The sequence below is a fragment of the Faunimonas sp. B44 genome (assembly GCF_052655945.1).
Genome location: NZ_JBQYEX010000015.1, coordinates 1 through 25,303 on the forward strand (window position 1 = coordinate 1; position 25,303 = coordinate 25,303).

The window sequence follows — 25,303 nt, forward strand, 5'->3', positions numbered from 1 at the left end:
CGAAGCTGGACCAGATGCAGGCCGACAAGGCCCGGCTCGACACGATCATGGGCTGGCTCTCGGTCGTGCCCAAGGAACCGGTCGAGCCGACCTGCACCATCACGATGTCCTCCGAGGATCTGGCGCCCCTCGCCAAGCAGCAGCAGGAGCACGATGCCGAACAGAGGGCTCTCAGGGCCGAGCTGAAGCGCCTGCCCAAGGTCGAGGTCGGGGACGTCTCCGCGATCGAGGCGTGGGAGGCCTGGCAGGCCCGCGAGGCCTTCCTGCGGCAGCATCCGATGCCGACCATGACCGCAGCGGAGATTGCAGCCGAGGAGGCTGCATGGGGGCTGTACGACCTCCACTGCGATCTGGCCGACATCAACCAGCATATAGAGGAGCATCTGTCTCGCGGCTACCATGAATGCCCGAAGTGTGAACACCGCTGGGCGATCGAGCAGTCGAGCGTGGATCGGCTTCGCGATGAAGCCCTCAATCTGGAGAACGAGATCGCCGGCCGTCCCTGCCCGGCCGAGCCGATGGACAAGACGAAGCTGGAACGGGCCAAACGGATCCTCGCCAACTGGGAGGCCCACTGCCACGACTTCGTCGACGCACCGGAGGCCCCGAAGCCGGGCTTCACCCGGCAGGACATCGAGAACCAGGCCCGCCGGGCGGAGATCGAGGCCCAGATCGACGACACGGAGCACGAGGACTTCACCAGCCAGTATCAGGCCCGCCTCGTCTACGAGCGGGATCTGGCCCGCTACGAGCAGGAACTGGAATCCTACCGGGCCTGGCAGGCGGAGTGCAATGCGAAGGAGGCCGAAGCTCTCTCCCTGGCAGACGCCACCAAGGACCTGCTCCAGGTACAGGACCAGTACCAGAAGGCGATCGTCTACGAGACGCAGCTCGCCGCCTTCAACCGGGATCTGGTCCGGTATCAGGAGACGCAGAAGAAGGTGAAGGAACTGCGGGAGGCAGCCGAGGCCTGGAAGAAGGCCAAGGCGGCGCTCGTCACGCTGCGGTCCCTCGTCAACCAGCACCTGGTCCCGAGCCTGAACAGGGTCGCCAGCCATCTGATCAAGCAGATGACCGGCGGGCAGCGTCAGGTGGTCGAGGTCGACGAGGAGTTCGAGATCACCGTCGACGGTCAGTCGATCAACACCCTGTCCGGATCGGGCAAGGCGGTTGCCAATCTCGCGCTGCGGATCGCCCTCGGTCAGGTCCTGACCAACAACGTTCTCTCGCTCTTCATCGGCGACGAGATCGACGCCTCCATGGACAAGGACAGGGCGGAGAATACCTCCGTAACGCTTAGGGGTTTGGGAAATCGCATCTCACAAATCCTCCTCGTGACACACAAGTATCCCTCAGCCGATTATTACATCCCCTGCGCGACGCACTCGTCCGGCGGGGAAACACTACGAGCGTGAAATGCCGAGAAAGTCGTCACTTTTCAGGCAATCGGACATCGTGCGGGCCGTGAAAGCCGCTCAGGCTTGCGGCCTCGAGATCGTTCAAACCGAGATCGGTCCCGACGGGCGGATCACGATCTCTCACAAGGGCCAAGGCGCCCAGGAACAGCCAAATCCGCTGGATGCATGGAGAGCCAACAGGAATGCGCGTCAGGCTTAGAGGGATCAACAGCGTTCACAAGAAGCTGGCCGACGGAACGTACCGGACATACTGGTACGCGTGGAAAGGTGGGCCACGCCTGGAGGGCAAGCCCGGTACACCTGAATTCGTCGATTCCTATAACAAGGCCGTCAGCAAGAGGCGCACGCCTGCCCCTGATACGCTCCAGACAATCTTGGACCGTTATCAAGCTTCTCCCGGTTTCAGTGACCTGGCGCCCCGCACCCGTGTCGACTATGTCCGGCAGATCAGAAAGATCGAAGCCGAGTACGGTGATTTTCCGATTGCAGCGCTTGCCGATCGGCGAACGCGTGGCGAGTTCATGGCCTGGCGCGACCGGCTGGCGACCAAATCCCGCAGACAGGCCGACTATGCCTATTCCGTACTGGCACTCATTCTTGCCTGGGCATTCGACCGTGGATTAGTGCCGTGCAATCCGTGCGAACGTGGTGGCAAGGTCTACCGATCCAGGCGCGTCGAGAACATCTGGGCGATCGACGACGAGAAAGCCTTCATGGCGAAGGCGCCTGAGCACCTTCGCCTGGCGCTCATGCTTGCTCTCTGGACCGGACAACGCCAGGGAGACCTCCTCAAGCTGACATGGGCAGCCTATGACGGGGAAGCCATCCGACTGAGGCAGGGGAAGACAGGTGTGCGTGTAACCATACCGGTAGCCGCTCCCCTGAAGGCAATCCTCGACGACGCGCGCAGGACTGCAGACACCATCCTGACGACAGAGAAGGGCATGCCGTGGACCGAGTCAGGATTTCGGGCATCGTGGCGGAGCGCCTGCCGGAGATCGGGCCTTTCAGGGATTACCTTCCATGACCTGCGTGGCACGGCGGTTACCCGGCTGGCGCTTGCTGGATGCAGCGAAGCGGAAATTGCCACCATCACCGGCCACAGCCTGAGAGATGTCGGTGCAATTCTGGATTCGCACTATCTGAAGCGAGACCTGGGGCTTGCCACGTCGGCGATGAGGAAGCGGGAGGCGCACGAGACTGCGACGGAAATTCCCAACCGAACGCCCAACTGCCTGCCATTGGAAGAGCCTGTGGACGGGAAAAACTCAATGAATTCAGTGGTAGCGGAGGAGGGACTCGAACCCCCGACACGCGGATTATGATTCCGCTGCTCTAACCAGCTGAGCTACTCCGCCGCCGGTGCGCAGCATATAGGGGGCGGGGTGCGAAGAGGTCAAGCAGGCTCGCCGCCGACTGCGACGTTCCCCAGCGCTCTCGGTGCCGTCACGGAATTCGCGCGGCCCGGTCCCTTGCCGGCTTGATTTCCATCAATGCGGGGGGTCATCTCTGCGCGCACCGATGCGCAGGGCGTCCCGGCCCGGGCACAGGAGAACGAGAATGGATTCGGCAGCAATCCGCACCATTGCAGTCCACATCCCGACGGAGGAACTGTCGGAGCGGCTGCTCGACGTTGCGGGCCCGCTCGCCAGCGCGTTCCACGCCCGCCTCGTGGGCATCCACGGCACACCCTCGGTGGTCATCTACGCCGACGTCACCGTGCCGGTCTCCGCGGAATTCATCGTGGCGCAGCAGGAAGCCTACCAGAAGGCTGCCGACGGGATCGCGCAGCGGTTCCGGGCGCGCGCCGCCTTCCTCGGCCTTGAGAGCGACTGGCATGCGACAGAGCCCGGCGACGAGCCGCCGATGCGGGCGGTGATCGCCTCCTGCCGCACGGCCGACCTCGTGGTCGCGAGCCAGTGGGACGATGCGATCCCTGCCGCCACCGGCTACGGCCCGGCCGATCTCGTCCTCGGCGCCGGGCGCCCCGTGCTGCTCGTGCCGACGGCCGGACGTTTCGCAGAGGTCGGGCGCAACGTGGTGATCGCATGGAACGGCGCCCGCGAGGCGGCGCGGGCTGCTTTCGACGCGATCCCGCTCATCCAGGACGGCGCGATCGTCCACCTCCTGACCGTCGGGGAGGCCGGGGCGAGCACGGCGAACGCGCTCGCAGCCTCTCTCGGTTGCCACGGCATCGCGGTCGAGGTTTCCACCGTTCGCGGCGCGGAGATCCCGCCTGCCGACGAGCTGCTCTCGCGCTCGGCGGATCTCGGGGCGGACCTTCTCGTCATGGGCTGCTACGGCCACTCGCGGCTGCGCGAGACGGTCTTCGGCGGGGTCACCAACAGCATCCTCCGGCAGATGACGCTGCCGGTTCTGATGTCTCACTAAGGGTCAGGCAAGATGTCGCTGAAGGCCATACGGCTCGAGCTCGCCCGCAATCCGGGGTTCCCGGACGGAAGCCGCCACCACGGCTATGCCTTCGTCGCTCCGCTCTCGGCAGACGGCCATATCGATCCGACGGTCTTCAAGGGCGCCCGCGACCGCTGCCGCGTCCAGCGCTTCTGGGGCGGCGAGGAGGAGCACGGGCACCTCGTGCGGAAGCCGGGCGGCGCCTGGGCCTTCCATTACGACCTCCTCGGAGACGCCGATGACGACGAAACCGGATACCGGTTCCAGACCCACACGTTCCGGCCGGGCGATTACGTCGCCATCCGCGAGCACGATGACGAGGTCAGGACGTTCCGCGTCGTCTCCGTGGAGGATGTCCGCAGCTGAGGCCGCTCAGATCCGTCCCATCAGCAACAGGATGATGAGGATCACCAGCAGCACGCCGACGATGCCCGAGGGGCCGTATCCCCAGCCGCGGCTGTAAGGCCAGGCGGGAATCGCCCCGATCACGAGCAGGATCAGGATGATGAGAAGGATCGTTCCGACGGACATGGCATTCTTCCTTGCGTGACCGTGACGTTCTGTGCCGGCGGATGCCGCGCCCGGCCGCGTCCGGTGAGCGACCGTCGCAGTGAGAACGTCGATGACGAGGGCAAGTTCCCCGGCTCAGTATCGGTGCGCAGGGGTTGGTCCGACTGAGGGTCGTGCCGCCAGGCGAGACGCGTGCCGATCGGCCCGGATACGACAGGTCGTAGCACAACTGCGCCCGGGCGTTGCCGGCCGAGACCGCCCTCGGGGGGAGATGAGCGCCGACGACGGGTTCGGACGTCCGGTTCCCCTGGTTCAATTGCGCACGTCCGCCGCCTGCGACGGCCAATCTCTCCCGGCGAAACGCCCCTAGTCGACCGGCAGCCCGTTGCGGCGGCGGATCTCCCGGAACAGCGCGGAATGGTCCAGTTCGGAATCGCCGTGCTCGACGACGTCGCCGAAGATCCTGGTGACGAGCTCCGTCACGGGAAGCTCGAGCGCAAGGCTGCGGGCATGGCCCGATGCCGTGCGCAGATCCTTGAGCTGGTAGCGGGACAGGCCGCCGGGCCGGTAATTCGCCTCGAGCATCCTGAGCCCGTGATTGCGCAGGATGGCGGAATCCGCGAAGCCGCCCATCAGCGCCTCGCGGACGGCGGCCGGGTCGGCGCCGCCCCGCTCGGCGAGCAGCAGGGCCTCGGCCACCGTCGCGATCGTGTTGCCGACAATCATCTGGTTGCAGAGCTTGGCGAGGTCGCCGCTCCCGGCCGGACCGACGCGGGTCGCACGGCCGAGACTTGCGAACACCGGCTTCGCGCGCTCGAAGTCCGCCGCCTCGCCCCCCACCATGATCGCCAGCGTGCCCTCGGTCGCGCCTTTCTCGCCGCCCGAGACCGGGGCGTCGAGATAACCCAGGCCCGCCTCGCGACAGCGCCGGGCATGATCCTTCGCCGTCTCGACCGGGATCGACGCCATGTCGATCAGAAGGGCGCCCGGATCCATTCCGGCGACGACGCCCTCGCCGAAGAAGACGGCTTCGCTCGTCGGCCCGTCGGCCAGCATGCCGATCACGATCTCGGCCCGTTCCGCAACCTCGGCAGGCGTCCCCACCACCGACCCGCCGCATTGGATGAGCCGGTCCACCTTCTCGCGGCTGCGGTTCCAGGCGCGGACCTGGTGGCCGGCCTCGCAGAGCCGCCGCGCCATCTGAAAGCCCATGATCCCCGTGCCGACGAAACCGATCCGCGCCATCTGTTCACTCCTGCCACTCTGCCGGATGGCACCGATAGCCGCACTCCGCTATCAGGGACCAGCCTCAATCGTGCGGACCGCCGAGATCACCCATGTTTACCCTGATCGCCGCGGTGACGTTCCTGCTGGCGCTCGCGACCCTTCTGCCTGCGCTGCCGGTCGCGCATGGATTCGTCCGAACCTGTGACTTTCCGCGGCTGCAGATCGCGGCCCTCGCCGCTGCCCTCATCCCGCTCACGCTGCTCTACGCGCCGCTCTGGCCCTGGGGCATGGCCCTCCTCGCCGTCCAAGCGGTCGTCCTCGTGCTGCAGCTTGCGATCTGCCTCCGCTTCACGCCGCTCTGGAAGGTCCAGTCCATCGACTATTCAGGCGATCCCCGAGGCGACAACACGATCCGGATCCTCAGCAGCAACGTGAAGATGTCGAACCGCGACTACGGCCGGCTGGTCGCGCTCGTGACTGAGATGCAGCCCGACATCTTCGTGCTGATGGAGATCGATGGGCCATGGCTCGAAGCCCTCGCCCCGCTCGCTTCCGACTATCCGAACAGGATCGAGCAGCCGCAGGACAATGCCTACGGGATCGTGCTCTATTCCAGGCTGCCGCTCTCCGACACGCAGCTGATGTTCCGGCTCCTGGAGGGTGTGCCCTCGATAGCCACGACCGTGACGCTCCGCGACGGCGCACAGGTTCGCCTCCATGCCGTTCATCCGGAGCCGCCGATCCCGCACATGGACACGCTCGGCCGCGACGCGGAGATCGTGCTCGTCGCCAAGGAGGTGGTCGACGATCCCCTGCCCTGCATCGTGACCGGCGATCTGAACGACGTGGCATGGTCGCGCACGACCCAGCGGTTCCAGCGGCTGACGGGGCTGCTCGACCCGCGCGTCGGCCGGGGCTTCTTCAACAGTTTCGACGCGCGGTTCTGGTTCATGCGCTGGCCGCTCGACCACCTGTTCCACGATGCGGCCTTCAGGGTGATCGAGGTGAAGCGCCTTCCGCATATCGGCTCGGACCACTTCCCGATGTGGTTCGCGCTCGCGCTGACCCCGGTGGAGGCTTCCGACGAGGCGCCCGAACGGCCCGACCAGGCCGACCGGCAGGAAGCGCGGGAGGTCGTCGCCGAGGCGCAGCAACTCGACAGGGAGCCGATCGGAACCGATTGGGAGAAGTGAGCCGGACCGCTTGCCCTTCCTCGTTGGCCGCCGGTAGTGTGCCGCGCCGCGCCCAGGAGGAACGATGAAGCCCGATGTGCTGATCGCCGGCTCGCTCATGCCGCACGTGATGGCCGCGCTCGAAGCCGCCTACACCACCCATAACCTCCTGAAGGCGCCGGACCGGCAGGCGATGCTTGAAGGCGTCGGGCCGAAGGCACGGGCGATCGCCACCAGCACGTTCGACGGGTGCAGCATCGCGCTGATGGACGCCTGCCCCAATCTCGAGATCGTCTCGTCCTTCGGCGTCGGCGTCGATTCGCTGAACGTCGACCACGCGCGCAGCCGCGGCGTGATCGTCGCCAACACGCCGGACGTCCTCAACGACGACGTCGCCAACATGGGCGTGGCGCTCGTTCTGGCGACCACCCGGAACATCGTTGCGAACGACCGCTACGTGCGGGAAGGCCGCTGGGCGCGGGAGGGCGATCCGCCGCTCGCGCGCGGCATCGCAGGCAAGCGTGTCGGCATCGTCGGCTTCGGCCGCATCGGCCGCGCGATCGCCACGAAGCTCGGCGTGTTCGGCTGCGAGATCGTCTATCACACGCGCAACGCGCAGCCGGACCAGCCCTACAGGCATTATCCGGACCTGGTGGCGATGGCGCACGATTGCGCGCTGCTCGTCGTCATCACCCCGGGCGGGGCGGCGACACGCAATCTCATCAACCGAGAAGTGATGGACGCGCTCGGCCCGGACGGCATCCTCGTGAACGTGGCGCGCGGATCGGTGGTGGACGAGCCGGCCCTCGTCGCAGCGCTGCAGGAAGGCACCCTCGGCGGCGCCGGGCTCGATGTCTTCGCCGACGAGCCGAACGTGCCGGAGGCGCTGTTCTCCATGCAGAACGTCGTCCTGCAGCCGCACCAGGCGAGCGCCACGGTGGAGACCCGGCGCGCCATGGGCGACCTCGTCGTGACGAACCTCGCCGCCTACTTCGAGGGGCGCCTCGACGACATCAAGCGCGTCTGCTGAAGCGTCAGCGCTTTCCGCGCCGTCCGAACAGATAGCCGGCCACGAGCGCGGCGCCGGCGATGAGCACCACGGGATTGCTCAGCGTCCCGCCTGAGCTCAAGGCGCGGCCGAGCTGGGCGTACTGGTCCTGAAGGCTGCCGGACGCCGCATAGTCCATCTCCCGGATCTGCTCGCGCGGAGCCCTCTGCGCGAAGAACAGGAAGACGAGGCCGATCAGCAGCAGCGCGAACGCGATCGCGCCTGCCGCGCCGATCGCACCGAGCGGTGCCTGCAGGGCCAGGTAGGCGGCGACGAGGGCGAAGCTCGCCGCCCCGACGAGAAAGAGCGCTCCGACCGCCGCGAGTGCGGCGCGGATCGAGAGCGCGCGGATGCGGCTCCTGATGTTTGCGGCGGCCAGCGCGAGGCCGGCCGTCGTGGCGAACCGCAGCATCGCGTCAGCGGCGCGACATCAGGCCGATCAGGAAACCCAGCCCCAGTGCGATCAGGACGGCCGTGATCGGGTTGCGACCGATCTGGCCCTCGACCTCCTCGCCGAGCGCACGGGCTTCGGCCAGTACCGCGTCCGCCTGCCGGCGGCCTTCGCGATAATAATCCTCCGCCGTCTGCTCGACCCGGGCCCGGCCCTCGCGCGCGCCGGACTTCGCAAGCTCGGTGAGCGTCGCGGTCAACGTCGCCACGTCCTCCTTCAGGATGTCGAGCTGTGCCGAAAGGGACTTCATGTCCGCGCTGGTCGCGGTATCGGACAGGTCGCTCGCCTGCGACGGGGACCGGCCGGCGCCTCCTCGTCCCGACGCGCCCGTGCTCGCCTCGTTGGCCATGATCCTACTCCTCGATTGGGATGATTGACCCGTTGCTCGAATGCGCGGGTCGGCAGAATTGTTCCCCGGCTCAGGATAGGCGCGAAGTCCGGATCTCCGCAACGCGCTTCCGGGCTTGCTCACGCCGCGTCGCGGCCGAGATCCGCGATGCTCGCCGTGATGGTCCCGCCGCCGAGGACGCGGGCATCGGAGCCTGGCCCGTCGTAGAGCACGCAAGCCTGTCCGGGCGCCACACCCATCTCGCTCTGCCCCAGCGTCACCCGCGCCTCGCCGTTCTCCCAAAGGAGCACCGCCGGAAGGGGTGGCCGGCTCGATCGCACGCGGGCGAACACCGACAGCCCTTCGGCAGCCGCATCCTCGAACGCGCCTTCCCCGAGCCAGTTGAAGGACCTCAGCGCCAGCGTGCGCGCGGCGAGAGCCTCGCGCGGGCCGACGACGACGCGGGCGTTCTCGGCGTCGAGCCGCACCACGAAGAGGGGCGCGCCGGCAGCCACCCCGATTCCGCGCCGCTGCCCGATCGTGAAGTTGATCACGCCGCTGTGGCGCCCGAGCACCCGGCCGTCGACATGCACGATCTCGCCGGGCTCCGCCGCTCCGGGCTTCAGCTTCTCGATGACGTCCGTGTAGCGTCCCTGCGGGACGAAGCAGATGTCCTGGCTGTCCTGCTTCTCGGCCACCTGCAGGCCGAGCTCGCGCGCGATCGCGCGGGTCTCGTCCTTGGTGAGCCCGCCGAGGGGGAAGCGCAGGAAATCGAGCTGCTCGCGGGTCGTGGCGAAGAGGAAGTAGCTCTGGTCGCGTTCCAGATCGACCGGGCGGAAGAGCGCCCGCCGCCCGCCCACGAGGGCGGAGCGCACGTAATGGCCGGTTGCAAGCGCGGCCGCGCCGAGCTGGCGCGCGGTGTCCAGGAGATCGGCGAACTTGACCGTCTGGTTGCACGAGACGCAGGGGATCGGCGTCTCGCCGCGCGCATAGCTCTCGGCGAACGGCTCGATCACCGCCTGCCGGAAACGCGCCTCGTAATCGAGCACGTAATGGGGAATGCCGAGCCGCTCGGCCACGTCGCGGGCGTCGTGGATGTCCTGACCGGCGCAACAGGCACCGGAACGGTGTACCGCCGCGCCGTGGTCGTAGAGCTGAAGCGTAACGCCGACAACCTCATAGCCGGCACTCTTCACAAGGCCTGCAACGACGGACGAGTCGACGCCGCCCGACATGGCGACGACGACTCGGGCCGCGCTTCGTGGCCCCGGGATTCCGAGATCAATGCTCATGGTAAACGCCTGCTTCTGGCGCCCGGACTATAGCCCAACCGAATCGGGCAGCAAGGCCAAGCATCTTTAGAATTGTTAAGCAATTCAAAGCGATGCACTTAGCCGAATTTTAAGGCGGCCGGGCCTAGAAGAGGGCCACCGACGAGTTGTGCGTAAGAGTCCACCATGGCCGACCATATCCGTCCACGCGTGAAGTACGTGATCGGGCCCGATGGCAGTCCCCTGACCATCGCGGATCTTCCGGCTGCGAACACCAAGCGCTGGGTCATTCGCCGGAAGGCCGAGGTCGTGGCCGCGGTCCGCGGCGGCTTGCTCAGCCTCGAGGAGGCGTGCGATCGCTACACCCTGACCGTCGAGGAGTTCCTCTCCTGGCAGCTGTCCATCGATCAGCATGGTCTCGCCGGGCTCCGTACCACCAAGATCCAGAAATATAGGAACTGATCGGGTGGCGTGAACCGCCCTGTCGCGCTCGCCTGCTGCGGCCTTCTCGCCGCCCGCGTCGGCATCCGGCCTTCCCACCGCGCCCGAACACGCGTAATCCCCCTCCCCGAAACGGAGGTGGGCCTTGACCACCGGCACCCACGAATATCTCGACGACCCGCGCAACGCCGCTGTCCTGATTTCGGTCAATGGCGAGCTCTTCCCGCGCGAGCGCGCCGTCGTCTCCGTATTCGATTCCGGCTTCGTGCTCGGCGACGGGGTGTGGGAGGGGCTCCGCGTCACCGACGGCGGAATAGCCTTTCTGGAAGCGCATCTCGATCGGCTCTACGAAGGCGCCAAGTCGATCGACATGGACATCGGGCTGGACCGGGCCGCGCTCGCAAGCCGCATCTTCTCGTGCCTGCGCGCAAACGCGATGCGCGACGGCGTCCACATCCGCCTCATGGTCACGCGCGGTGTGAAGCGGACGCCCTATCAGGATCCGCGGGTGACGATCGGGCCGGCAACGGTGGTCATCATTCCCGAATACAAGCTGCCCCGTCCGGAGATGGTTGAGAAGGGGATCACCCTCTTCACCGTCCATATCCGTCGGACGGGCCCGGCCGAGCAGGATCAGAAGCTCAATTCGCATTCCAAGCTCAACTGCATCCTGGCCTGCATCCAGGCCACGAAGGCCGGCGCGGACGAAGCGCTGATGCTGGATCCAGCAGGCTTCGTGGCGACCTGCAACTCGACCCATTTCTTCATCGTCCGCAGGGGAGAGCTGTGGACCTCCCCGCCGGATTACTGCCTCGGCGGGATCACGCGCGCCAACATCCTCCGCGCAGCACGCGAGGCAGGCATTCCGGCCCACGAGAAACGCTTCTCCACGGTGGACGTTTACGGAGCCGACGAAGCCTTCGTGACCGGCACCTTCGCGGGCATGGTCCACGTCAGCTCCGTCGATGGCCGCGCCATCGGATGGGATGCGGACCGGCGGGGTGCCGGCCCGGTCACGACCCGCCTGAGGGAACTCTACCGCGGCCTGGTTCGCCGTTCGCTGACCCCGATTGCGGACGGCGCGGCAGAGAACTGAGGAGCGAGCATGGCCTCAAACGGAAATCCGATCCGACTGGAGCGTTCAGGGCCTGCCGGTCGGTACGTCCTGCCCCTTGAGAACGACGCTGAAGCGGAGCTCCTGTTTCACGAACGGACGGCGGGCGTCATCGCCATCACCTACGTGGAAGTGCCCTTCAGCCATCGCGGGAACGGGCTGGGCGAACGCCTGGTCGATCATGCCGTGCGGGAGGCGCACGCGGTCGGCCACAAGGTGGTGCCGCTCTGCTCCTTCGCGCGGCGCGTGTTCGAGGCGCACCCGGAATGGACGGATCCCACGCCCGTTCCCCCGGCATGAGCGAGCGCGTCATTGCCGGACCGTGACGCTCCGGTCGTCCGGATCGCGATGTGGTCCGGGCCGCGCAACCTCTCGACGGCGATGATGCGCTCTTTCGGCAACAGGTCCGACTGCGCGGTCGTCGACGAGCCGTTCTATGCCAGCTTCCTGCGCATGTCCGGCGCGGATCATCCGATGCGCGACGAGGTGATCCGGAGCCACGAGAGCGACTGGCGGCGGATCGCCGACCTTCTCGCCGGCCCTGCGCCCGGCGGAAAGCCGGTCTTCTACCAGAAGCACATGACGCACCACATGCTGCCGGAGATCGGGCTCGACTGGATGGCAGCGTGCAGGCACGCCTTCCTCATCCGCCACCCGGCGCGGGTGCTCGCCTCCTACGCCGCGAAGAGGGAGACCGTCTCGCTCTTCGATATCGGATTCACGCAACAGGAGAGATTATTCGCACAAGTCGCTGAGATGACTGGGCACCCGCCGCCGGTGATCGATGCGGACGCGGTCCTGGCGGCGCCCCGCGCCGTGCTGTCCCGTCTGTGCGGGGCGCTCGGAATTGGGTTCGAGGAGGCGATGCTCGCCTGGCCGCCTGGCACGCGCGCATCGGACGGCGTTTGGGCCCGGCACTGGTACGAGGCGGTGAACCGGTCCACGGGGTTCGGCAACCCCTCCCCGCTCCCAGTCCTGCAGGACCCCGGTCTCCAGGAGATCGAGGCCGCGGCGATGCCGATCTATCGGCGCCTCGCCGCTCACGCTTTGGGCTGAAGTCTCAGCTCGCGGCCCGGACGGAGCCCGAGCGCCCTGCCTCCAGCGCGAGTTCGCGCTCCAGCTTCTCTTCCTCCTGCTGCAACTCGGCCATCGCCAGGTCGAGCCCGGCGCGGGCCGCATCGAGCTGCGCCTGCAGGTCGTGAATGGAGTTCTGAAGGTTCGCCCGGCGCTGCTTCGCCGCCCGGGCGAAGGTCGAATAGGCGAAGTGCTTCTCGTCCTCAATGCCCGTGCGGCGGTGCTCGGCGGCGATCTCCCGATCGAGTTCGGCGACCATCCGGCCGAACTCCTCGGCCATGGCCTCGATCTGCCCGGCCTGTCGCCGCTTCTCTTCCACCTGAAACCGCTTCTGGCGGATCACGCTATCTCGCGACTTCATTACGCAGCACTCCCAGCCCGCGCAGTCCGGCGAACCCCTCGCGAATCAAGGCGAGCACGGGCCGTCAAGGCTGCGGTAACCTTTCGTTTACAGGTCGGATCAATGATGCGGTGGAGGGCTTAAGGTCGGGTAAACCCCGCCGGCTAACGGAAAGTAGCGATCCGGACGGGCATTCGAAAAAATCGAGTCCGTACGAATCTCAACGGGAGTTTCTTAACCAGGCTTGTGAGCAGAGCCGCACGGAATCGCAGCCGAATCAAGAAGCTAGGGTTGTAAGTTCATGGGCTGAGCTTGCCCTGCGCCGATAGAGTCGGTTAACCATTCGGATGTAGCGTTGCGTGGGATTGCCTGCTCGGGCGGGTCGCCGCGGTCCGGTGGCCGGCGGAGCCAAAAAGGGGATTGGCATGCGGGTTCTTCTGGTCGAAGACGACAGCGCCACCGCGCAAAGCATCGAGCTGATGCTGAAGTCTGAGAACTTCAACGTCTACATGACGGATCTGGGCGAGGAAGGCGTCGACCTCGGCAAGCTCTACGACTACGACATCATCCTGCTGGACCTGAACCTGCCGGACATGAGCGGCTACGAAGTCCTGAAGACGCTGCGCGTGGCGAAGGTCAAGACCCCGATCCTGATCCTCTCGGGCCTCGGCGGCATCGAGGACAAGGTGCGAGGCCTCGGCTTCGGCGCCGACGACTACATGACCAAGCCCTTCCACAAGGACGAGCTGGTCGCCCGCATCAATGCGATCGTCCGGCGCTCGAAGGGCCACGCCCAGTCGGTCATCCAGACCGGCGATCTCCGCGTCAACCTGGATACCAAGACCGTTGAGGTGAACGGCAATCGCGTGCATCTCACCGGGAAGGAGTACCAGATGCTGGAGCTCCTCTCGCTGCGCAAGGGCACGACGCTCACCAAGGAGATGTTCCTGAACCATCTCTATGGCGGCATGGACGAGCCGGAGTTGAAGATCATCGACGTCTTCATCTGCAAGCTGCGCAAGAAGCTCGCGGCCGCCACCGACGGCAAGAACTACATCGAAACCGTGTGGGGCCGCGGCTACGTGCTGCGTGAACCCGAGGAGCACGAGTACCGCGAGATCGCGTGAGCGCAGCCCGCCCGACGGGTCAGATGAGCCCCGCTTCCGAGAAGGTGCGCACCAGGCTTTCGCGGTCGAACGGCTTCATCATGTGAACGTCCGCACCGAGCCGCATGGCCTTGGCCACCTTCGTGCGGTCGTTCTCGGACGTGCAGTACATGACCTTCGGCTGGCTGCCGCCGGGCATGGCCCGGAGCTGCTTCACGAATTCGAGCCCATCCCCGTCCGGCATGTTCCAGTCGACGACCACGCAGTCCGGCATGGACTGCCGGCAGGCCTCCAGACCGGATTTCTCCGAGTCCGCCTCCTCCGTGACGAAGTCGAAATCCTGCAGGATTCGGCGGGCGACTTTGCGGATCGAATTGGAATCGTCCACGATCAGGCAGTGCTTCATGGTCCAGTCCTCAGACGCCTAGCGGCCGCTTATGGCGATCGCGACCTTCGAGGGCTGGTGTAGCAGGCCGCCGTTACCCTACGGTCAACCGGCATACTTAAGATAAAGCTGCAAGGCGGCCCGCAATTCGCCGGCCGTTCTTCACGCCGCGGGTCGGGCTCCGAGGACCACCCGGTTCTCCTCTTCGCTGACTGTGATCGCCATTCCGCCCTCCCGCGCCATCAGCGCGGCATAGAGCGGCTGGACCGCATGAGCGTCGAGCGGGTTCGGTATCGCGCCTTCGGTCAGCACCTCGCGGACCCCGGCCGGCACGCGGGCCCGGTCCCCCTCGGCCGTGACCCTCATGACGGCTTCGTCGCCTTCGCGCTCTGCCGTGATGCGGATGGTCCCGCCCCTGGCGACGCAGTTCACCGCGATGAGGAGAAGGTTGAGAAGCAGCTTGGCTTGCGCCTTGCGAAGGAAGGGCGCCGCCACGGCCCAGTCCAGTTCCGCCTTCTCCCGCTCCATGAAGCCTTTCGCGCAGCGTCCCGCGTCGACCATGTCGATCTCCGAGCCGACGCTCCCCGAGGCCCCGAAGGCGAGCCGGGCGAACTGGAGCTTCGCGGACGCCTGGCGCGCGCTCTTCTGGACGAGATCCATCGCGAACTGGCGCATGGATTCGTCCCGCTCCTCCTCGAGCACCTCGAGGCCGTTCACGATCGCACCGACGGGGCTGATGATGTCGTGGCAGACGCGGCTCGCCACCAGGGCGGAAAGCTCGAGCGGATCGATCTCGTAGCTGGTCATCGGTGTCTCACGTTCGGCGCTCGGAAGCGGAGGCATGGGGGCCGGTCGATTCGCATGGGGACCCCTGGAGGGATAACCCGCCCGTGCCGGCCATCACAAGCGCTTGTGAACCCTGCTCAGGCTGGCCGATTAACCGGGCCTTAACCCTGACGGATGCTGACTGGACCCGTTCACGCGGAGCATTGCAAGAGGCCACTCATGGGACGTCTTCGGCTTGTGTCGTGGTTCCTGACCGCGTTTCTCGCCTTCTCGCCTGCGGCTTTCGCGCAGCAGCCGGCGCCCGCAACCGACACCTACACCGCGGCCGAGATCGTCGCGGCAGGACACAAGCTGTTCGGCCGCGCGTCCGGCGAACTCGCCGCGCTGGTGGAGCGCGCCGTCAGCAGCTACGGCCTGCCGAACGGCTACATCATCGGCGAAGAGGCGTCCGGGGCGATCTTCGGCGGCCTCCGCTACGGCGAGGGCACCCTCTACACGAAGACGCAAGGGGAGCGGCACGTATTCTGGCAGGGCCCGTCGATCGGATGGGACATCGGCGGAGACGGCAACCGCACGATGGTGCTCGTCTACGACCTGCCGGCGGTCGAGGACCTCTTCCGCCGCTACGGGGGTATCGCCGGGTCGGCCTACCTCGTCGGCGGCCTCGGCATGACCGTTCTCGCCAACACCACGTCCGCGCAGCAGCCGATCTATCTCGTCCCGATCCGGACGGGGGTCGGCGCTCGGCTCGGCATCAATGTCGGCTACCTGAAGTTCACGCCCGCGGCGACCTGGAACCCGTTCTGACGGCATTCTTCCGCCTCCACCCGGCCGGGCCGGCTGGACCGGGGCCGGGACCGGCCTATCTGTTGCCGCTGCCATGCGAGTTGTATATCTGCGCAGAGGGTGGCGCGCCCGGAGGCCGCAATGATTCAATCGGCCATGATGTTCGCCCTCGGCGCATTCGTGAGCGGCCTGGTCGCCCTGGTCGTTGCGATCGCGTTTGTCGGGAGAGCCCGTCGCCTCACTGCGGCGCACCTGACCGCGCGTCTGGCGACCCGGCGCGCGGAATTCGAGATCGAGCGCGACGAGCTGCGCGCCCGCCACGCGATCGAGACGCGCAGGCTGGAGCGCGAGGTCGACCGTCTCCTCGACAGCGCGACCGCCTACCGGCTCAACTCCGACATGAAGGAGCAGGAGCTGGCCTCGGTGACGGCGGATCTCGCCGTCCGCGACGAGGAGATCCGGGAACTCTACGAGATCTCCGGGCAACTGCGCGAGGAATTGCAGGCGCTCCATAGGGAAAAGGCGGAGGCTGCCGCGGCGCTTCGCGAGGCGGAGCAGACGATCGAGGCCGAGCGCGCGCGGCTCGCTGCCATGCAGGCCGAACTCTCCGAATCGCGCGGGGTGGTCGGCCAGTACGAGATCGAGCTGGCCCGGCTGCGGGGCGACGGGGAGACGCTGCGGGCCAGCCTGCGCGAACTGAGCCGGACCATGTCGGCCATTCCCGATGCCGCCGATTACGAGATCCTCGACGCGCCCTGGATGCAGGTCAGACCGCTGGCCGAGCCTGAGCCGGCACCCCGAGCCCTCGGCGCGGACGGCGAGCCTGCGCCGGAAGCCGCCCCGTCGGCCGCCGATCATACCCCCGAGACGAAACAGGTGGAGCGGATCGCGCGCGATCTCCACCGCATGGCCGGAGAAGCCGCGGCGGCGCTCGGAGGAACGCCTTGGCGGGCGTCGGGCAAGCGCAGCATGGCGCAGTTGCCTGCGACGGCGGCAGGGCCGATGCTCGATTCACCCGCCTCGCGTCTCTCGGCCCGGGTCGCCTCGGTGTCCGGCAGGCGCGAAAAAGCGGCGAAGACGACCCCGTCCGCCGCCGCGGAACCCGAGCAGAACAGCGCCGAGAAGCGATTCCTGGATGCCCTCGCGGAGATCCGGTCACTGAAGCCGACGAGCCCGCAGCCCGTCGGCGATTGAAGCGGCCGACCTACTGGTCCATCCACATCCGCCGCAGCCGTTCTCCGACCATGCAGTCGACCGATTGCCGTCGGCCGGTGTCGGCGGCCAGCATCAGCATCGGCTGCCGCCCGGCGATCTCCAGGACCAGCTTCCGGCGGATGGCCTCGGCGAAGCCTTCGATCGCTCGCACCGGCACGAGGAAGGCGCCCGGGCCGCCTATCACGCAGTCGGCGTAATACTCATCGAGGTTGCGGATCGAGTAGAGCCCGTCCGGCGCCTTCAGCATGATCGGCAGGCCGTTGATGATGATCCCGCGGGCAAGCACGGCGTCCCGGGCAGACAGGACCGCCGGCCCCATGTTGTTTGGCCCGTCGCCGGAGACGTCGATCACCCGGCGGTGGCTCCGGTAGGGGCTCTCGTCGAAGAGCGCGGAGGCCTGGTTGAGCGCGTGCGATATCGAGGTGCCGTGCAGGCGCTGGATCGGCGCGGCCGCGAGCGTCGCTGCGAAGGCTTCCGCGCTGCCGCGCCCGTCGATGACGGTCCAAGGGGCAACGATCGTGCCGGTCGCCGAACCCGACCACTCCAGATAGGTGACGGCGATGCGCCCCGTCATGCCGGACGCGATCGCGTTCAGCACGTCCGGGTGGCGGAAGGCCTCGACATAGCCGTTCCGCTGCACGGCGTGCTCATCGAAGTCCATTGAGCGCGAAACGTCGACCGCAAGGACCAGTTCGAGATCGACCTCCTCGGCTGCAGCCGGACCAGCGGCGATGAACGCCGCCGCCGCGAGCGCACGGAACATCTTCAGGTCCGGAAACGGCATGCCGGCCTCCTTGCGTTCCGCTCATCATCGGCATCGGAGCGTCGCGCCTCAACCCTCGCCCGTCCCGCCACACGCAGGTGTGAATGCCCGTTTCCGAGCTTGAGCGGCGGACCCGCGGGAGAATCCGGCTCCGACAGGCACATTCCGCAGCGCTGTGTCGCCGCGCATCCGCCGAAGAAAGCCTGCTAAGTATGTGACTTCAACAGCACGGTTCATACGCGAACGCGCCTCATCTGCTGCTTCATCCAAACGACGACTGTGCTCGCTCCAGCAACTCTGCTAGATGAGCGCCGAGTTCCTGAGGGGCATGGGGACAATTCGGTGTCTGAACTTCACATCACGGCGCGAGCCGGCACGTTCGGCTGCGCGGCGCGCAGGGTTATTGTCGCACTCGCGGTCGGTCTGGTCCTGCAGACCGCAGCGCCGGAAAGCGGCTTCGCCGCTCCGGCCTGTCCGTCGCTGCAGGCTGGCACGCTGGCGGCCAATGCAGCCGTCGGCGATCCGGACGCGGCAGCCGGCGCAGCCGTGGCGCTGCCGTCCCTGGCCCACCGCCTGGACGAGCCGCAGCCCATTGAAATCCTGGCGATCGGGTCGTCCTCGACCGAGGGGGTCGGCGCCTCTTCGCCGGCCTTCAGCTACCCGGCCCAACTTCAAGGTGCGCTGCGGGAGATCTGGAAGCGGAGCGATGTCACCGTGCTCAACGCCGGCATCGGCGGAGAGATCGCGGCGCGCGCCGTCGAGAGGCTCACCGCCGCGCTGGCGGACCGGCCGATCGCGCTCGTGATCTGGCAGGTCGGTACGAACGACATCCTGCAGGGGGTGGACGAAGCCGCCTTCAGGGACGAGCTCGAACGCGGCGTGTCGGTGGTCCGGGCCGCGAAAGCCGACCTTCTGCTCTTCGATCCGCAATTCTTCACGCGGATAAGGGACTTCGCCCGCTTCGAGCGCTTCAACGCCGCAATCGCCGAGACGGCGAGCGCCCGCCATGTGCCGCTCTTCTCCCGGTACGCCTTCATGAAGGAGGCGAACTTGCGCACCCCCGAGACGCTCGGCGCCATGCTGTCACGCGACGGCATGCACATGAGCGACTTCGGCTACGCATGTATCGCCGACCGGTTGGCCGACGCGATCCGGACGCTCACCGGCCCGGCGCGTGTCGCATCCGCCGAGGCGCTCGTCCCGATGGCGAACCTTGCCGGCGCCGAAGCCGTCCCGCACTAGCACGAGTCCGTCTGCTCTGCCCTCAGCGAAGGCCGCCGGTCATTCCGGCGGCCTTCTGCACGATCGCGGTCCGCCCTAGTTCGATCCGTTCTTCTCCAGCCAAGCCTGCAGGAACTCGATCTCCTCCGACTGCGCCTCGATCACCTCCTCGGCCAGCTTCCGCAATTCCGGATCGCTGCCGTGCTCGAGCAGGATCTTGGCCATTGCGATCGCCCCGTTGTGATGGGCGATCATGCCGCGCGCGAAGTCGCGGTCGGCATCGCCGCTGAACTCGATGTCCATCTCGGCGTGCATCCGGGCATTCGCCTCGGCATAGGCCTTGGAGGCCGGCCCCTGGTCGCCCTTCGGGGCAGCAGCCTCCCCGCTCCCCTGTCCGCCGTGCATGCCGGGCGGCATCTGCATGCCGTCATGCGTCGATCCTGCCGGCGGGACGGTGTCGGATGCCGCATGACCGTGCCCGCCGGCGCCTGATGCCTCGGGCCTACCGTCCTGCTGCGCATGGGCGGCGGAGGACAGCACGAGCAATGCGGCCGCAGCCGCGCAAAGGTTCAACGTCTTCATGTCTTGATCCCTGATCTGGATTCCTGTCGCGGCGCAAACGTCATCGTCTGCGCCCGTTCAGTCCGAGACGTCAGATCAGGACTCGAGGCGGCGGTCCGCGCGGCGGCAGGGCGACCCCCGCCGGGCTTTCCGGCTGCCAGTGGACGTACCGCGCTCCCGCGCGCGCCGGCGGGAGCGGCGCGGCGGAGGTCGGTGCGGCACTTCCACAGCACGCCGCGTGGTCGTGCATCGAGCCGTCGGCATCGACGGCACCGTCCGGTGCAGGATGGTTTGCTCCCCCGTGGCCATGGCCGGCCTCGACCGCCGCCGTGGACATGGCAGCGGAGTACCCGCCACACCGAAAGGCGTGGGCGGGCGCGACGGCGAGGCCCGCGACCACGAGGAGCACGGCGATCACCCTGAGCATCAACAGCTTCCCGACCACCTGCTGCCGTTCGTCGAAGCACAACCGTGCCATCGTTCAGGGCGAACTTCCACCGCGATGACGGCAATTCCGCGTCGGCGGCTCCTGCGATCCGTCATGGCCGCTCGCGCCACCGGCAGGCGTTCGTGACTCTGTTGCCAGCCGCGCCCGGGCGCCGCCCGCGGGTCGCTATCCGGCCGCCTTGCGCGCACCGTCCGGAGCGGGCAAGGAATGGCGAAGAATGAGACGTGCCCCTTCCACGATGACGGGTCCCCCTGGCACCGGGGAACGGAGAGCCTCGTCGTCCCGGGCCGCGTCCCGGCGCTGCAGCCCGACGCCTACGGACATCCGGATGAACCGGGCAATCACGACTGAGCGGGCCGGACCCCGCTCGCAAGCGGTACAGGTCTGATGGCTAAGATAATCGTTTTGGGTGGCGACGGGTTTTGCGGCTGGCCGACGAGCCTTCACCTGTCGCGGCGCGGCCACGAGATCATCATCGTCGACAATCTGTCGCGGCGGAAGATCGACGTTGACCTCGAAGTCGAATCCCTCACGCCGATCCGGCCGGCGTCGGAGCGACTGGCGGCGTGGGAGGAGTGCGCCGGCCGGTCGATCCGCTTCGAGCGTTTCGACGTCGCGCAACATTACCATCGGCTTCTCACGCTCATTTCTGAAGAGAGGCCGGACGCCATCGTCCATTTCGCGGAACAGCGCGCCGCGCCTTATTCCATGAAGTCGTCCTGGCACAAGCGCTACACCGTCAACAACAATATCGGCGCCACGCACAACGTCCTCGCCGCCATCGTGGAATCGGGTGTGGACGTCCACCTCGTCCACCTCGGCACGATGGGCGTTTACGGATATGGCACGGCCGGGATGAAGATTCCGGAAGGCTACCTGAAGGTCCAGGTCGAGATCGGCAGCGGGACGAGCGTGGAGGAGGAGATCCTGTACCCGGCCAATCCCGGGTCGGTCTATCATATGACGAAGACCCAGGATCAGCTGATGTTCTTCTTCTACAACAAGAACGACAAGGTGAAGATCACGGACCTGCACCAGGGCATCGTGTGGGGCACCCAGACCGAGGAGACGATGCTGGACGAGCGTCTCATCAACCGGTTCGATTATGACGGCGATTACGGGACCGTCCTGAACCGGTTCCTGATGCAGGCGGCGATCGGATATCCCCTGACGGTCCACGGGACGGGTGGTCAGACGCGCGCCTTCATCCATATCCAGGACACATGCCGCTGCATCGAGCTCGCGATCGACAATCCGCCGCAGACCGGCGAGCGCGTGAATATCCTCAACCAGATGACCGAGACGTACCGGATCCGCGATCTCGCCGGGCTGGTTTCCCGCCTGACGGGGACGCCCGTCCAGTATCTCCGCAATCCGCGCACCGAAGCGGACGAGAACGACCTGCACGTGGTGAACGACCGCTTTCTGGGCATGGGGCTGCAGCCGATCACCCTCGAGGAGGGTATGCTGACGGAGGTGACGCAGGTCGCGCGGAAGTATGCGGCGCGCTGCGACCGATCGAAGATTCCTTGCGTCTCGTACTGGCAGACGCCGAGACCGGGTCCGTAGGACCGCCCGGTTTGGTGCGCGGGAGTCCGGGATCGCGCACTATTCCACCGCGTGCGGACTGCATGGCAATCGTTTGCCGTTGATTTGGGATCGCGTGTGGAATAGCTAGCTTGAAGCGGTGACTAGGGCGGTCTCGTCGGCATGGGTCGATCTGGGCCGGGAGGAAAGACGATGCTGATGACCTCGTGCCTCGCCTTGCCAGGGGGATCGCCGGCGCGGAGCGGTACCCCGCATCGCGATCCTTCGGCCGACCTCTGAGGCCCCGGCACAGCGGGCGTCGCCGGCATCCGGCGCAGCACCGGGGATCTGCAAGATGAGCGACGGACTGACGAGAACGGCAGGCCCGCGGCTCGCGCCGGGCCGGGGGCGAGCGCTCTACGGCGTGGTGCCGTTCACGCTCTCCGCACTCGCCTCGTCGAGCATTGTCTTCATCATGCTGCTGATCTGCGCGGACATCGTGCTGCGCTATTTCTTCAGCGCGCCGATCAACGGCGTCACCGACATCGTGTCGCTGCTGATCGTCGCCTGCGTCTTCCTGCAGCTGGGCAGCACGATCCGCGACAACCGGCTGATCCGCGCGGATTTCCTGTTCGGGCATTGGGCAGAGACGCGGCCGGCGCTCGCCCGCACGCTCGACCTCCTCTTCTTCGGCATCGCGACGCTTCTCCTCTGGCGCGCGCTGCTCTGGCTCTGGGCCGATTTCGGCCGCTCCTATTCGTCGGGCGAATTCACCGGCGCGGTCGGCGCCTACCAGATCACCGTCTGGCCGTTCAAGCTGGCGGTCCTGGTCGGCTGCGCGGTGGCTCTCGTCGAGACTGCCTTGAAGACGGCCGCGGCGGGATGGGAGCTGGCGCGCGCCTACCGAAACCTTGTCGCCAATGCCTTCCCGATCTTCGTCGTCCTCACCGGCGTCGCCGCATTCCTGTTCGTGAACTTCGAGATCGCCTCCACGCCGATCACGATCGGGCTCCTGTCGCTCGGCGGGCTGCTCGTCGCGGTGGCGATCGGGATGCCGATCGGCTTTGCCTTGCTGGCACTCTCCTTCGTCGGCATCTGGCTCACGCGACACAACCCGATGGTTGCGGACAACGCGCTCGGGATCGCTGCGAGCGGCACCATCCGCTCCTACGAATTTGGCGTCGTTCCGCTCTTCGTGATGATGGGGCTGCTCCTCGACAAGGCCGATGTCGGCCGGGACGCCTTCCAGGTTGCCGTGTTCCTGCTTCGGCGCGTCCGCGGCGGACTGGGCATCGCCACCGTCGCCGCCAACGCTGTGTTCGCCTCCATCACCGGAAGCTCGATCGCGTCGGCCGCGGTCTTCAGCCGCGTCGCCGTGCCGCCGATGATCGAGGGCGGGTACACGCCACGCTTCGCGGTCGGCGTCGTGGCGGGGAGCTCGGTTCTCGGCATGCTGATCCCGCCGAGCCTGCTCCTCATCATCTACGGCCTCGTCGCGGAAGCCTCGATCGGCAAGCTCTTCATCGCCGCGATCATCCCGGGCATCCTGCTCGCCGTCGCCTTCTCGGTCCTCAACGTCGTGATGGCGACGTTCTTTCCCCGGTTCGTCGGCAAGCCGCACGAGGTCGCGGGCGACAGCATGACGGCGGGCGAGGTCGCGCTTCGCCTCGCCCCGGTGGTCGGCATCGTGGCCGCTGTGATGGGCGGCATCTATGCCGGCATCTTTACGCCCACCGAAGCCGGTGCGGTGGGCGCGTTCGCGGCCTTCGTCGTCGGCGCGCTGAAGAGGAAGCTCAACTGGGAGACGGTCCGCCGCGTCGTGCTGGAGACCGGCTACATCTCGGCTTCGATCCTTTTCCTCATCATCGCCGCAAGCCTCTACGGCCGGATGCTGACGCTATCCACGATCCCGATGCAGATGACGGCCTTCATCGCCGACCTGCATCTCGGCCTGGCGCTGTTCCTCGCCGTCTATTTCGTCATCGTGCTCCTCCTCGGCATGATCCTCGATTCCACCTCGATCATGCTCATCGTGCTGCCGATCGTGCTGCCCGTGGTGGCGGCGTTCGGCGGCGACTTCGTGTGGTTCGGCATCGTCACCGTGATCGCCGTGGAGGTGGGTCTCATCACGCCCCCCTTCGGGCTCGCCGTGTTCGTCGTGAAATCCGCGCTGCCGCCGGGATTCGTCACCCTCGGGGACATCTTCACGGGGGCGGCGCCCTTCGTGGTGACGATGATCGTCGTCACCATCCTCATCATGGCCTTTCCGCAGATCAGCCTCGCGCTCTTGTGAGGACGCAATCCACCAGGGAGTGAAACGTGGCCCACCTCTTCCTCAAGGGCGGCGCGATCGTCAGCATGGACCCGGCCGTCGGGACGCTCGCCCGGGGCGACCTCCTCGTCGCCGAGGGCCGCATCGCGGCGATCGGCCCGGCCCTCGAGGCGCCCGAAGGCGCCCAGACGATCGACGCCGCCGGCATGATCGTGATGCCCGGCTTCGTGAATGCGCACATGCACACCTGGCAGACAGCACTCAAGGGGATCGCGGCGGACTGGACCATCCAGGAGTACCTCCGCGCGATGCATGCCGGGCTCGCCACCCATTTCCGCCCTGACGACATCTACATCGCGAACCTCGTCGGGGCTCTGAACCAGCTCGCGTGCGGCACGACCACCCTTGTCGACTGGTGCCACAACAATCCGACGCCGGAGCACACCGAAGCGGCGATCGACGGGCTGGAGGAAGCCGGGATCAGGGCGCTCTTCCTGCACGGCTCGCCCAAGCCCGATCCGAAGGAAGGCCAGAAGCACTTCAGCGAGATCCCCCTGCCCCGCGCGGAAATCGAACGGCTGCGCCGGGACCGCTTCACCACCGACGACCGGCTCGTCACCTGCGGCCTCGCCATCCTGGGTCCGGGGATGTCGGTCTACGAGGTCGCCGAGACGGACCTCCGGCTCGCGCGCGAACTCGATATCGTCGCCTCCATGCATGTGAGCGGTCCGATGCTTGTGCCGGACGGCTTCGAGCGGCTCTGCGCGCTCGGCGGGATGATCGGGTCGAAGACGAATATCGTGCACGGCAACGCCGTTGCCGACGACTGTCTTGCGATGCTGGTGGATCACGGCGCGAGCTTCGCCGTCACCGCCGAGGTCGAGATGCAGATGGGATTCGGCCGGCCCCTCACGAACCGGCTTCGCGCGCTCGGCGGTCTGGTCAGCATCGGGTCCGACATCGAGTCCGGAATGAGCAGCGACATGTTCTCCGTGACGCGCTTCGCGCTCCAGTGCGCGCGCTTCCTCGACAGCCTGGACGCGATCTCGGAAACCGGCCGGGGCCCGGCTTCGATCACCGTCGGCGCGGAGGAGGCGCTGCGTTGGGCGACCATCGACGGCGCGCGCATGGCCGGCCTCGACCACAAGGTCGGGTCCCTCACCCCCGGCAAGCAGGCCGACATCGTCATGCTGCGCGCGACCGACCTGAACCTTTTCCCGGTGGCGGACCCCGTCGCCTCGATCGTGCTGCAGGCCGGGCCGGCGAACGTGGACACGGTGATTGTCGCGGGCACGACGGTGAAGCGGGCGGGGCGTCTCCTCCACGATGGGCTCGATCGCCGGCGGGAGGCGCTCGCCGCGTCCGGAGCGCGCATCCGCACCGCCTTCGGGGCCACGGTCGCACACATGAAGATTTCGGCCTGATCG

General features: G+C 67.0%; 29 protein-coding genes and 1 tRNA gene. 18 read left to right on the plus strand and 12 right to left on the minus strand.

Annotated features, from left to right (window positions below; translation table 11 throughout):
* Both ACUN0C_RS17435 and ACUN0C_RS17440 read left to right on the plus strand, forming a co-directional pair.
* Positions 1–1,415 (plus strand): hypothetical protein (locus tag ACUN0C_RS17435; RefSeq protein ID WP_445467678.1); only part of this gene is annotated, 1,415 nt, incomplete at its 5' end.
* Positions 1,416–1,939: 524 nt separating this feature from the next.
* Positions 1,940–2,743, plus strand: a complete 804-nt coding sequence (locus ACUN0C_RS17440; RefSeq protein ID WP_445467747.1) for a tyrosine-type recombinase/integrase — start codon at positions 1,940–1,942, stop codon at positions 2,741–2,743.
* Here the strand turns inward: ACUN0C_RS17440 and ACUN0C_RS17445 are convergent.
* Positions 2,700–2,776, minus strand: a tRNA-Met gene (locus tag ACUN0C_RS17445). The genes ACUN0C_RS17440 and ACUN0C_RS17445 overlap by 44 nt on opposite strands.
* 202 nt (positions 2,777–2,978) lie before the next feature.
* Here ACUN0C_RS17445 and ACUN0C_RS17450 point away from each other — a divergent pair.
* Both ACUN0C_RS17450 and ACUN0C_RS17455 read left to right on the plus strand, forming a co-directional pair.
* Positions 2,979–3,809: a universal stress protein gene (locus ACUN0C_RS17450; RefSeq protein WP_445467679.1), complete on the plus strand. Its 831-nt coding sequence runs from the start codon at positions 2,979–2,981 to the stop codon at positions 3,807–3,809.
* A gap of 12 nt (positions 3,810–3,821) precedes the next feature.
* Positions 3,822–4,196: a hypothetical protein gene (locus ACUN0C_RS17455; RefSeq protein ID WP_445467680.1), complete on the plus strand. Its 375-nt coding sequence runs from the start codon at positions 3,822–3,824 to the stop codon at positions 4,194–4,196.
* Between the two features lie 6 nt (positions 4,197–4,202).
* Here ACUN0C_RS17455 and ACUN0C_RS17460 read toward each other — a convergent pair whose 3' ends face one another.
* A complete protein-coding gene (locus ACUN0C_RS17460; RefSeq protein ID WP_445467681.1) occupies positions 4,203–4,361 on the minus strand; it encodes a DUF3309 family protein in 159 nt (52 codons plus the stop codon).
* A 345-nt stretch (positions 4,362–4,706) separates the two neighbouring features.
* Entirely contained in the window at positions 4,707–5,612 is a 906-nt protein-coding gene (locus ACUN0C_RS17465; protein ID WP_445467748.1) for an NAD(P)-dependent oxidoreductase, read from the minus strand.
* Positions 5,613–5,677: 65 nt separating this feature from the next.
* On the opposite strand from ACUN0C_RS17465, the gene ACUN0C_RS17470 reads away from it, so the two are divergent.
* On the plus strand, positions 5,678–6,760 hold the full coding sequence (locus ACUN0C_RS17470; protein ID WP_445467682.1) for an endonuclease/exonuclease/phosphatase family protein: 1,083 nt from the start codon (positions 5,678–5,680) through the stop codon (positions 6,758–6,760).
* 64 nt (positions 6,761–6,824) lie between these two features.
* Positions 6,825–7,769, plus strand: coding sequence for a 2-hydroxyacid dehydrogenase (locus ACUN0C_RS17475; RefSeq protein WP_445467683.1), 945 nt, complete (start codon positions 6,825–6,827; stop codon positions 7,767–7,769).
* Positions 7,770–7,773: 4 nt separating this feature from the next.
* Here the strand turns inward: ACUN0C_RS17475 and ACUN0C_RS17480 are convergent, their stop codons facing one another.
* The 3 genes from ACUN0C_RS17480 to mnmA form a co-directional block, all read right to left on the minus strand.
* Positions 7,774–8,199 carry a hypothetical protein gene (locus ACUN0C_RS17480; protein ID WP_445467684.1) on the minus strand — a complete coding sequence of 142 codons (426 nt, stop codon included), beginning with the start codon at positions 8,197–8,199 and terminating at the stop codon, positions 7,774–7,776.
* A gap of 4 nt (positions 8,200–8,203) precedes the next feature.
* Positions 8,204–8,587 carry a DUF883 family protein gene (locus tag ACUN0C_RS17485; RefSeq protein ID WP_445467685.1) on the minus strand — a complete coding sequence of 128 codons (384 nt, stop codon included), beginning with the start codon at positions 8,585–8,587 and terminating at the stop codon, positions 8,204–8,206.
* 119 nt (positions 8,588–8,706) lie between these two features.
* A complete protein-coding gene (mnmA, locus tag ACUN0C_RS17490; RefSeq protein WP_445467686.1) occupies positions 8,707–9,858 on the minus strand; it encodes a tRNA 2-thiouridine(34) synthase MnmA in 1,152 nt (383 codons plus the stop codon).
* A 165-nt stretch (positions 9,859–10,023) separates the two neighbouring features.
* On the opposite strand from mnmA, the gene sciP reads away from it, so the two are divergent.
* From sciP to ACUN0C_RS17510, 4 genes are all read left to right on the plus strand, one after another.
* Positions 10,024–10,299, plus strand: a complete 276-nt coding sequence (sciP, locus tag ACUN0C_RS17495) for a CtrA inhibitor SciP (RefSeq protein WP_445467687.1) — start codon at positions 10,024–10,026, stop codon at positions 10,297–10,299.
* Between the two features lie 124 nt (positions 10,300–10,423).
* On the plus strand, positions 10,424–11,374 hold the full coding sequence (locus ACUN0C_RS17500) for an aminotransferase class IV (RefSeq protein ID WP_445467688.1): 951 nt from the start codon (positions 10,424–10,426) through the stop codon (positions 11,372–11,374).
* 9 nt (positions 11,375–11,383) lie between these two features.
* Positions 11,384–11,692, plus strand: a complete 309-nt coding sequence (locus tag ACUN0C_RS17505; RefSeq protein WP_445467689.1) for a GNAT family N-acetyltransferase — start codon at positions 11,384–11,386, stop codon at positions 11,690–11,692.
* Between the two features lie 12 nt (positions 11,693–11,704).
* Positions 11,705–12,448, plus strand: a complete 744-nt coding sequence (locus ACUN0C_RS17510) for a sulfotransferase-like domain-containing protein (protein ID WP_445467690.1) — start codon at positions 11,705–11,707, stop codon at positions 12,446–12,448.
* Positions 12,449–12,452: 4 nt separating this feature from the next.
* On the opposite strand, the gene ACUN0C_RS17515 is transcribed toward ACUN0C_RS17510, so the two are convergent.
* A complete protein-coding gene (locus tag ACUN0C_RS17515; RefSeq protein WP_445467691.1) occupies positions 12,453–12,827 on the minus strand; it encodes a flagellar export protein FliJ in 375 nt (124 codons plus the stop codon).
* Between the two features lie 404 nt (positions 12,828–13,231).
* Here ACUN0C_RS17515 and ctrA point away from each other — a divergent pair, with 404 nt between their 5' ends.
* A complete protein-coding gene (ctrA, locus tag ACUN0C_RS17520; protein WP_445467692.1) occupies positions 13,232–13,933 on the plus strand; it encodes a response regulator transcription factor CtrA in 702 nt (233 codons plus the stop codon).
* Positions 13,934–13,952: 19 nt separating this feature from the next.
* Here ctrA and ACUN0C_RS17525 read toward each other — a convergent pair whose 3' ends face one another.
* Both ACUN0C_RS17525 and chpT read right to left on the minus strand, forming a co-directional pair.
* Entirely contained in the window at positions 13,953–14,318 is a 366-nt protein-coding gene (locus ACUN0C_RS17525) for a response regulator (protein WP_445467693.1), read from the minus strand.
* Between the two features lie 141 nt (positions 14,319–14,459).
* Positions 14,460–15,104, minus strand: coding sequence for a histidine phosphotransferase ChpT (chpT, locus tag ACUN0C_RS17530; RefSeq protein ID WP_445467694.1), 645 nt, complete (start codon positions 15,102–15,104; stop codon positions 14,460–14,462).
* 198 nt (positions 15,105–15,302) lie between these two features.
* Between chpT and ACUN0C_RS17535 the strand changes: the two genes are divergently transcribed.
* Together ACUN0C_RS17535 and ACUN0C_RS17540 are read left to right on the plus strand one after the other, a co-directional pair.
* Positions 15,303–15,890 (plus strand): DUF1134 domain-containing protein, encoded by a 588-nt coding sequence (locus ACUN0C_RS17535; protein ID WP_445467695.1) that lies wholly within the window; start codon positions 15,303–15,305, stop codon positions 15,888–15,890.
* A gap of 120 nt (positions 15,891–16,010) precedes the next feature.
* Positions 16,011–17,063, plus strand: coding sequence for a hypothetical protein (locus tag ACUN0C_RS17540; protein ID WP_445467696.1), 1,053 nt, complete (start codon positions 16,011–16,013; stop codon positions 17,061–17,063).
* A 10-nt stretch (positions 17,064–17,073) separates the two neighbouring features.
* On the opposite strand, the gene ACUN0C_RS17545 is transcribed toward ACUN0C_RS17540, so the two are convergent.
* The gene (locus tag ACUN0C_RS17545) at positions 17,074–17,868 is read right to left on the minus strand and encodes a DUF1194 domain-containing protein (protein WP_445467697.1); all 795 of its coding nucleotides are present in this window, start codon (positions 17,866–17,868) and stop codon (positions 17,074–17,076) included.
* Between the two features lie 321 nt (positions 17,869–18,189).
* Between ACUN0C_RS17545 and ACUN0C_RS17550 the strand changes: the two genes are divergently transcribed.
* Positions 18,190–19,089: an SGNH/GDSL hydrolase family protein gene (locus tag ACUN0C_RS17550; protein ID WP_445467698.1), complete on the plus strand. Its 900-nt coding sequence runs from the start codon at positions 18,190–18,192 to the stop codon at positions 19,087–19,089.
* Between the two features lie 75 nt (positions 19,090–19,164).
* Here ACUN0C_RS17550 and copM read toward each other — a convergent pair whose 3' ends face one another.
* Both copM and ACUN0C_RS17560 read right to left on the minus strand, forming a co-directional pair.
* Positions 19,165–19,491 (minus strand): CopM family metallochaperone, encoded by a 327-nt coding sequence (gene copM / locus ACUN0C_RS17555; protein ID WP_445467749.1) that lies wholly within the window; start codon positions 19,489–19,491, stop codon positions 19,165–19,167.
* Between the two features lie 229 nt (positions 19,492–19,720).
* Positions 19,721–20,107 (minus strand): hypothetical protein, encoded by a 387-nt coding sequence (locus tag ACUN0C_RS17560; protein ID WP_445467699.1) that lies wholly within the window; start codon positions 20,105–20,107, stop codon positions 19,721–19,723.
* A gap of 177 nt (positions 20,108–20,284) precedes the next feature.
* On the opposite strand from ACUN0C_RS17560, the gene ACUN0C_RS17565 reads away from it, so the two are divergent.
* The 4 genes from ACUN0C_RS17565 to ACUN0C_RS17580 all read left to right on the plus strand — a co-directional run bounded on the left by ACUN0C_RS17565 (position 20,285) and on the right by ACUN0C_RS17580 (position 25,300).
* Positions 20,285–20,428 carry a hypothetical protein gene (locus tag ACUN0C_RS17565; protein WP_445467700.1) on the plus strand — a complete coding sequence of 48 codons (144 nt, stop codon included), beginning with the start codon at positions 20,285–20,287 and terminating at the stop codon, positions 20,426–20,428.
* A gap of 36 nt (positions 20,429–20,464) precedes the next feature.
* Positions 20,465–21,646, plus strand: coding sequence for an NAD-dependent epimerase/dehydratase family protein (locus ACUN0C_RS17570; protein ID WP_445467701.1), 1,182 nt, complete (start codon positions 20,465–20,467; stop codon positions 21,644–21,646).
* Between the two features lie 313 nt (positions 21,647–21,959).
* Entirely contained in the window at positions 21,960–23,897 is a 1,938-nt protein-coding gene (locus ACUN0C_RS17575) for a TRAP transporter large permease subunit (protein WP_445467702.1), read from the plus strand.
* Positions 23,898–23,923: 26 nt separating this feature from the next.
* Positions 23,924–25,300 carry an amidohydrolase family protein gene (locus tag ACUN0C_RS17580; protein ID WP_445467703.1) on the plus strand — a complete coding sequence of 459 codons (1,377 nt, stop codon included), beginning with the start codon at positions 23,924–23,926 and terminating at the stop codon, positions 25,298–25,300.
* Positions 25,301–25,303 lie beyond the last annotated feature (3 nt).